Source organism: Alkalibacterium sp. s-m-28 (genome assembly GCF_054658175.1).
The window spans coordinates 1-1,543 of the sequence record NZ_BAAGIQ010000190.1; the positions used below are offsets into that span (position 1 = coordinate 1).

The window sequence follows — 1,543 nt, forward strand, 5'->3', positions numbered from 1 at the left end:
TTTGAATTTACCCAAAATTTTATGATTTCCTGAACGGTGACAAAAGCCCGAGGTATACACATGTGGAAAACATGGTATCCTCGGGCTTTTGAGCAGTCCACAGCTTAAATCTGTGGACTAATTTCATCCTGTTATCTGTTATAATTGAATCACTACAAAACAAAAAAACAAAACAGGAACTGAGGTTATTTTACCATGAATTCTACAGAAATTTATCAAACAAAGCGAAGTTTAATCACTTTTTTAGAAAAACTGACCGAAGGTCTTTCTAAACCACGAAAGAAATTTTACAGTGATATTTTATATGGCATGTCTAAGGCTCAAAATACCCTGTTATCAGATATTGCACGAGCGTTAGAAGAAAATATTGACTTGCAGTACACCATTAAACGCTTATCTCGTAATGCTTCTGAAGAGAATGACTTGAAAGAGCTCCATCATAATTATTTAAATGGCCTAAGAACATCTATACCGGATAACCCTTTGGTTATCGTTGATGAATCAGAAATTGTTAAACCTTATGCCGAAAAGATGGAACATTTAGCTTTAGTCCGTGATGGGTCAAAGAATGTTTTAGAGAAAGGCTATCCTACAATCAATTTTTCAATGGCTACACTGAAAACGAAACATCCCTTGCCTCTGTATAATCATTTGTATTCTTCCAAGGAGAAAGATTTTCACAGTCAAAATATTGAAATAGCCAAAGGCTTTAATACAGTCACTTCGTTTTTAGGAAAGAAAAAGGCTACTTTCGTTATGGATCGTGGTTATGACACCAATACGATATATGAGTATGTCCAAGATATCGGCCATCACTTCATTACGCGACTAAAGGATAATCGTTATTTACTACATAGAAATCGTCGCGTGAAAGTCCCTGACTTAGCGCATCGTCGGAAAGGAAAAATCAACTTTAAGACGGAAATTCAAGGTGATGAATATAAATTAAAGGTTAGTCATATTAAAGTTAAGTTGCCTGTGTTAAAAGATTCCCCTCTTAATATGGTTGTTGTCTATGGCTATGGCGAAAAGCCAATGAAACTATTAACGAATCACTCCATCAATGGGAAGGACGATGTCCTTCGAATTCTGAAAAGTTATATTACTCGCTGGCGAATTGAAGAACTCTTTCGTGTTCAAAAGGAAGAGTTTCAATTAGAAAAAACGCGAACAATGACGGTCAGTTCATTACGCATTCTGTATACACTGATGAATTGTCTTGTTGGGCATTATTCGTTGGCCATTGAAAAGAGTAACTACCATACACAAACAGTCTTAGCACGGGCACGACCTTCAAACAAACGAAAGAAAATAAAGTTCTATCTTTATCGGTTCATACGAGGTATCTCTAAAATCCTCTCGTTTGATACAGTAGGTATCAGATACTTTTATAAAGTAGAAAAGCGTTCGAATCAGTTATCTTTACTGTGAATGAATAAACTGAATAATTTTTTAAAACGCGCATATGGGCGTTTCATTTGCATGGCTATTTTTAAACATAATTGCTAAAAATGAGGAATTAACGAATACAGGTTTTCTAATT

The 1,543-nt window shown here is 35.2% G+C and carries 1 protein-coding gene; it reads left to right on the forward strand.

Annotated elements, in window-relative coordinates:
• Nucleotides 1–195 precede the first annotated feature (195 nt).
• A complete protein-coding gene (locus ACYQ4S_RS11845) occupies nucleotides 196–1,431 on the forward strand; it encodes a transposase (protein WP_091895368.1) in 1,236 nt (411 codons plus the stop codon).
• Nucleotides 1,432–1,543 lie beyond the last annotated feature (112 nt).

Coding starts and splice junctions, on each gene's coding strand:
- ACYQ4S_RS11845 (WP_091895368.1), top strand. CDS start 196: ATGAATTCTACAGAAATTTATCAAACAAAGCGAAGTTTAATCACTTTT.